The 6,803-nt window shown below is 36.2% G+C and carries 5 protein-coding genes and 1 pseudogene; 4 read left to right on the forward strand and 2 right to left on the reverse strand.

The annotated features are described in order from the left end of the window. Positions 1-801 precede the first annotated feature (801 nt). Together IQ228_RS17715 and IQ228_RS17720 are read right to left on the reverse strand one after the other, a co-directional pair. The gene (locus tag IQ228_RS17715) at positions 802-2,325 is read right to left on the reverse strand and encodes a glycosyltransferase family 39 protein (protein WP_193963767.1); all 1,524 of its coding nucleotides are present in this window, start codon (positions 2,323-2,325) and stop codon (positions 802-804) included. A gap of 3 nt (positions 2,326-2,328) precedes the next feature. Next, positions 2,329-3,006, reverse strand: a pseudogene (locus IQ228_RS17720) (tetratricopeptide repeat protein); the annotation flags it as partial. 189 nt (positions 3,007-3,195) lie between these two features. Between IQ228_RS17720 and IQ228_RS17725 the strand changes: the two are divergent. The 4 genes from IQ228_RS17725 (at position 3,196) to IQ228_RS17740 (ending at position 6,730) form a co-directional block, all read left to right on the forward strand. Next, on the forward strand, positions 3,196-4,140 hold the full coding sequence (locus IQ228_RS17725) for a glycosyltransferase family 2 protein (protein WP_027402068.1): 945 nt from the start codon (positions 3,196-3,198) through the stop codon (positions 4,138-4,140). A 130-nt stretch (positions 4,141-4,270) separates the two neighbouring features. Continuing rightward, positions 4,271-4,645 carry an EamA family transporter gene (locus IQ228_RS17730; RefSeq protein ID WP_027402067.1) on the forward strand — a complete coding sequence of 125 codons (375 nt, stop codon included), beginning with the start codon at positions 4,271-4,273 and terminating at the stop codon, positions 4,643-4,645. 324 nt (positions 4,646-4,969) lie between these two features. Next, positions 4,970-5,917: a polysaccharide deacetylase family protein gene (locus tag IQ228_RS17735; protein WP_193963768.1), complete on the forward strand. Its 948-nt coding sequence runs from the start codon at positions 4,970-4,972 to the stop codon at positions 5,915-5,917. Positions 5,918-6,214: 297 nt separating this feature from the next. Then, complete coding sequence (locus IQ228_RS17740) at positions 6,215-6,730, forward strand: DNA polymerase domain-containing protein (protein ID WP_370566906.1); 516 nt, start codon at positions 6,215-6,217, stop codon at positions 6,728-6,730. Positions 6,731-6,803 lie beyond the last annotated feature (73 nt).

Genomic DNA, 6,803 nt, shown 5'->3' on the forward strand with positions numbered 1-6,803 from the left:
TGCTCCAAAGAGCCTCCTTGCGGGTAATGTTAGCTAGATGCCTCCGGCACGCTGGCGCGAACGACAATGTTAGAGGTCGGTAACTATCTTAAAAGCACTGGTTTAACCCTTAAGCCTGTTTAACTTTTAAGTTCTAGAGCAGGGAACTAGCTACGCATCCTCTGGTAGGTCTTTAACTCTTACCTCTAACGTAGTTCGGTTAAGAACTGAGTCTGGTCAACTAGGCTTTTACAAGCCCTCACTTACCCGAAGGGAAGTGATGGGTGGTTGACGAGTGATTATCACCTTTTTCATCAAGCCCTAAACTTCCATCATAATCTGTCTAAAGCTTTCTCAAAGTCTTTGATTATGGCAGTAATTGCTGAAAATTTAGAAAAATTTCCGATTTTATCCCGTACTATTACAGACAAGCGAATTTGATGGCGAATACGCAGCAATATTTTCAGAAAAAATAGGCGCACCAGCCAAGACATTTAGAGGGTGTTTGAAAAGTCATGATTGCTGTAAGTAGTGAGACAGAATTAATTACACAATGTCATTGCGTAAGCGTTGCGTGGCGTTAGCCATAGGGAACGAAGTCAAATGAAGCAATTCCAAGGGTTGTGATTGCTTCCCTTCGCTCGCAATGACTGTAACTATTTTTGTCCAATTACTTATAAAGGCATCGTGTACACACAAGTTAAATTACCCCCCTTAATCCCCCCGATGCTTTGGGGAGAAACCGGAAAAATTAGTTCCCTCCCCTTTACAAGGGGAGGGTTAGGGTGGGGTGATTCGATAACTTGTGTGTACACACTAGCCTTAATTTATAGCCACCAATTTAAAACCATTAGCTTCTCCCATAACCTTACTTTGATTTAAATTAATTTTCGGCAAAGTCTCCTTACCCAATAATAAATAAGATTTATCAGCAAACTTATCCTGTAAATCGGCAATAGATGTAGGAATAATTTTACAATCACTATAAAAATCTAAACTAGGACGACTATCAGGAAAAGAAGTATAAATCTGTGTTCCAGGTGGTACATTATCTCTAATTAACGCTGCCACTGGTAGAACAGGGAATTTTTCATTTAACTCCCATATCCATGATTGAGAACTCATCAACATTCCTAAAACTAAATACATCCCCGCAAATAAAACCGGGATAAATTGACGGTTATGCTGATTAACTAACCATGATGTCATCCCCATAGTCATTGCTAAAACAACACTCATTACAATTAATAATGGCTGTTTATCAAATATATTAAAATAAATGCAACCTGCTAAACCGACGATAACTAAAAATGCAAAAAATCCCGTCAAAAATCTGGTTTTAAACTTCTCCTCCTGCCAAATATAACTTAAATTAGCCCCAATCGCTAAAGCTAAAAATGGATATATGGGCATAATATACCAAGGTAATTTGGTACTCATTAAAGAAACTATGGCAAAATAAACAATTGTACCAATGAGAGTTAAACAACCCCAAGCAGTATGACGATTTTTCCAACTTAAATATAAACCTCCTGGCAAAAATAACAACCAGGGAAAACCATATTTTATCACTTCCAGTAAATAATACCAAATCGGACCAGTATTACCTTCCACAGCTTTTCCCAGTCTGTCAAAAGCTTGGGATTGAAAATGCACTTCTAAGAAAATATTACCATAATGTTGCCATTGGGCAAAATACCAAGCAATAGCCGGGAAATTACCTAATACCATTCCTATCCATAGAAATGGATTTTTTAATAAAGCTAATTGTTTATTAGCAATGATAAATAAACTTACTATTACTGCTAAAACTACTACTAACATTCCCTTTGTCAGAGTAATTAAACCCAAACAAAATCCGATACCAACAGCATATTTTTTATCATGACGGGCTTTGAGAACACAAAATAACAATAACAAGAAAAAGGAAACAGTCATTCCATCTAACATTGCTAGTCTACCATGACGGACTACAGGCAATAATGTTAAATAAACCAAAGCTGAAAATAAAGCTGGTAAATTTTTTCTAAAAGCTAACCGTCCAATTAAATAAAGTAAAGGTACTCCTAAAGCTGTTAAAAATGCTCCCGGAAATCTGGTAGTAAATTCTTGCACTCCTCCGATATGATAGCAAACAGCAATAAACCATTGCATCAAAGGTGGTTTTAATAAAAAAGGATCTCCTTGGATAGTCGGATAAATCCAGTTACCAGTGCGATAAATTTCCCTAGCAACTATAGCATAAGTACCTTCATCCCAATCTCGTAAAGGTAAATTACCCAAACCTATCAGCGATAAAATTAAAGATGCTACCAATAAACCTAAAAACCATTGTTTATGACTCATATTTTATAAATGAATTAATGGGAGAAATTTCATGATATTTGTAACTGTTTTTAAAGTCTTTAATTCTGGTATGTCTGGTTTTAATTTTTCTGCTATTATCAACTGCTTTTCGGCTTGTTTGGGTTGAAAGTCATATAAATAAACAAATGCTAAATAAAGCCAAGTATAGGGATTTTGACGATCATATTTAGTTAATTCTGTTAAATTCTGAATTAATTCCGGTGCTTTGCGCTGTAAAAGTTGTGATAAAACCAAAGTATAACGCCAATTCAGATTATTTGGTTCATTCTCTAGGTAATAATTAGCGGCAAATTCAATTTGTTTTAAATAATCTTGAGTAGGATCATATTGATTAAAATTATCTATTTGCACAAAGATATTATCTAATTTTCCCTGTTGTAAGTCTACTGCCAATTGTGACATTCGGGAAACTAAATCTAAAGGTGGTGTTTTTTCTAATTTTCCTGTATCTGTAACATTGACAATTATATTAGGAATATTTAAAGGCGTAATTTTGCCATTAATTTTATCTAAATATAGTGCGGATAGTTGATATTTTCCTAGCGGTAATTCCTTGGGAATAAATGTAGCGAGATTCTCAATTACTCGAAAATTTCCTTGAGGATGACATTTTATACCACAATATAAATTACCTAATGCGATCGCATGATCATGATACCAACGTTAAATGTGCGCTTTGATCATAAGCTGGAATAGATTCATCTAAGAAAAACCATGTTCTATCTATCATTAATCCTATTAACCAGATGGTTAATAGTATGATATAGTCCTTATTGATTTTTAGATAAGAGGAATAATTCATTATATTTTTATTTTCAGGCAATTAAATTTTCAATAAATTTTATCATGATCAATCAGCCCATCTACTCCCTAGTTATCCCCATTTATAACGAAGAAGAAAACATCATGGAGATGTATCGCCGTTTACATGATGTTATGGAACAGTTAGACGGTGATGTGGAATTAATTTTAATTGATGATGGTAGCCGCGATCGCTCTTTGAGTATGATGCGCGAATTACATCACCGTGATCATCGAGTCCATTACCTCAGTCTCGCCCGGAATTTTGGGCATCAAATCGCCGTTACTGCCGGTTTGAACTTTGTCCAAGGTAAATGTATCATTGTTATGGATGCCGATCTTCAAGATCCACCAGAATTAATTTTAACAATGATCGAAAAATGGCATCAAGAATACCAAGTAGTATACGCTCAACGCATATCCCGTCAAAAGGAAGGTTGGCTAAAACGCTTAACGGCATACCTTTTTTATCGTCTGCTTCGACGCTTGGCTAAAGTTGATATTCCTGTAGATACAGGCGATTTTTGCTTAATGGATAGACAAGTAGTAGATATCTTGAATTCTATGCCAGAACGCAACCGTTATGTTCGCGGGTTACGTGCTTGGGTAGGTTTTCGACAAACCTCTGTACTTTTTGAAAGAAACCCTCGGTTTGCAGGAGATGTAAAATATACTTTTGGTAAATCTTTATCCCTGGCAATTGATGGTATTATCTCTTTCTCTACAGTTCCCTTACGACTGGCAACCTACTTAGGTATCATCTCAGCTACGATTGCTATGATTATGATAGTATTAGTGCTTTATTGGCGAATCTTTGCCCCAGTCTCTCACTTAATTGGTTACACATTAATTACAATTTCCATGTTTTTCTTGGGTTCAGTCCAATTAGTTTGTATTGGTATTTTAGGTGAATATATTGGCAGAATATATGAAGAAGTGAAAGGTCGTCCTCTTTATACATTAAAAGAAAGTGGAGGCTTTACAAAAAACTAAAATGTTGACTTAAAAAAAATAATACTATTCAATAGTTTTAAATCTCAAAAACGTAGGGGCGCAGGGTCTGCGCCCTCCATCCTATTTCATCCCACCAATCACCGTTATCAATAAAATTAAGGTAATATCAGTGTCAATACCAGAATTTAGTTTACTGCTAATATCAGTTCTTATTAGTGTAGCAGGACAATTTTTTTTGAAAATGGGGGCAATTAAATTAGGTAAAGTTCATATAGGAAACATTATTAATCTCATTCTCAACATGATCACCATACCAGAAGTTTTATTAGGATTAACCTGTTATGGTATTGGTGCAGTAACCTATATATTACTCCTAACCAGAATCAATCTCAGCGTTGCTGCCCCTGCTGTATCTATTGGTTATATATTTTCTGTATTACTAGGTTACTTTGTTTTAAAAGAACCTATTTCTCTAACCCGTGTTTTTGGACTAGGTTTGATTGTCACTGGGGTAATATTAGTGATTTGGAAAAAATCAACTTAACAGAACAAATGTTAATTTTTTCTGCTAAATCCACTATTATGGAAAAGTTATCAATCTATGATAAAAGTATATCCACTCAAGGTTAGATTAGTAACTAATGTAACTACTAAATCTCATTCATAAATGAGAAACTATCTTGAGTTAATTATCATTTTTTCTTTAATAGTGAATCATGAGTTCAATCAACAGAATGTACATGAATACCAAGGACATCATACTTCAGAGTATGGTAAACTATCTCAATTTTTAGAAAAATGTGTTATAACCTACCGTCAGAGCTATCACTGCCATCAATGGTTGCTCGCCCCTTGAAGGAGTTACACTGTGGAAAATAATAAGTCTTTTTTTGGAACCCAGGGAATATTAATTGCAATACTTGGACTAACTGGCACTTTAAGCATTGCTTTGATGATTTTATTCAAAGCGAAAATCTCTGATGCTCAAAGTCAAGGTGTAGTTGTTAAAAATAAAGATATTGCAGCTAATGTGAAAACTCAGCAGCGGTTAGAGGAATTTAAAACAGAAATGCTTACCACTTGGCAACAAGAAGCACAAGCCAAAGGGGTTTCCACTGATGTACCATCTAACTTTCAAGGGATTGTCATTAGCGAGGCTAAACTTCCCCCAGGAAAAAAAGTTATTGCCCTAACGTTTGATGACGGACCTTGGCCTAGTAGCACCGCCAAAGTATTAGATATCCTCAAGAAAAATAATATTAAGGGGACATTTTTTGTTGTTGGACAAAATGTCAAAAACTATCCAGATTTAACAAAACGGGTAGTTACAGATGGTCATATTATTGCTAATCATACTTGGCATCATTGGTATCATCACATGAATGCACAGACAGCAGCTTACGAAGTTGCTAATACAACAGACATAATTTATAAGACTACTGGTATAAAAACCAGTCTGTTTCGTCCACCAGGAGGAAACATGAGGAATGGAGTAGCGGCTTATGCTAAAAGTAATAAATATGCTGTTATTATGTGGTCGTCTGATTCTATGGACTATTCACGTCCGGGTGTGCCAAGACTAATTAATAACATCTTTAGGGAAGCCAAACCAGGGGGTATTGTGTTAATGCACGATGGCGGTGGCGATCGCTCTCATACTGTCAAGGCTTTACCAGAAATCATTAGCAAGTTCCGTAAACAGGGTTATGAATTCGTGACTGTCCCCGAACTTTTAGAAATGCAAGATCAATATCCACATTTAGTTGCCCACAATAAAACAAAATCTCAAAAACCTCAAAAACCTAAGAAGCCTTAAATAAATAATGTCTGAATCAGGATAACCAGGATTAAAGGATGAACAGGATGAATAAGCTGTTGGACATTTAGATTGTATATTGCTTACAACTAAAACTCTTGTGGAACAGGCATCCTGCCTGTTTTAATTATGCAAATTAAATGTTTCTCAGCTTATACCCATTCTGGATAAAGATGCACATAATCGTAATTAAATCCTGTAAATCCTTAAATCCTGGACATCCTGATTCAGACAAAAAAGATGAAAGGATAAACAGGATAAATACAGATAAAGTAGACATCTCCAAATACGCAACGAGTGGGGTTAAGTATTCTCGATTATCTCACCAGGGAACGACTCAGACTCAAAGAATTAGGAAAAGCTGGAGATTTAGCTGCTAAACAAGCTGAAGCGGCTCTCAAAGTGTTAATCAACTCGTTGTTTGGCTTTTATGGGACTTCTGGTATTGGTTTTAACGATATGGAAGCTGCTGCACTGGTTACAGCTTATGGTAGACGGATTCTGCGATTCATGATTGATGTGATTGAAAAAGCGGGAGGTATCCAGGTTGAAAGTGATACTGATGGTGTGTTTTTCTCCCACTCTGAACCACTGCTGATATTTGAAAAGCTGCAAAATGCTTTACCTACTGGTATCAAAATTGAGTTGGAAATCCTTGCTCAAGCGATGTTTGTTCCCTCTAGAGGAGCTAAGAATTATATTATCTGGCATGAAGATGGTAAAATTACTACTAAGGGTTCATGGCGGAAACGCGATTCCTACGGAGCGCTTCGCTATCGCTCTCGTTTATACTGCAAACGGTTCATAGTTTAACCAAATATGAAACCCCTCTCCAAACCTCTCCCCGCACCCCTCCCTGACCCTCCCTGACCCTCCCCTACAAGGG

Source organism: Dolichospermum sp. LEGE 00246, assembly GCF_015207865.1.
Taxonomy (GTDB): Bacteria; Cyanobacteriota; Cyanobacteriia; order Cyanobacteriales; family Nostocaceae; genus Dolichospermum; species Dolichospermum heterosporum.

What these genes read in the sequence shown, in the direction of transcription:
- IQ228_RS17715 (WP_193963767.1), bottom strand. Translation starts at nt 2,325, where the DNA reads ATGAGTCATAAACAATGGTTTTTAGGTTTATTGGTAGCATCTTTAATT.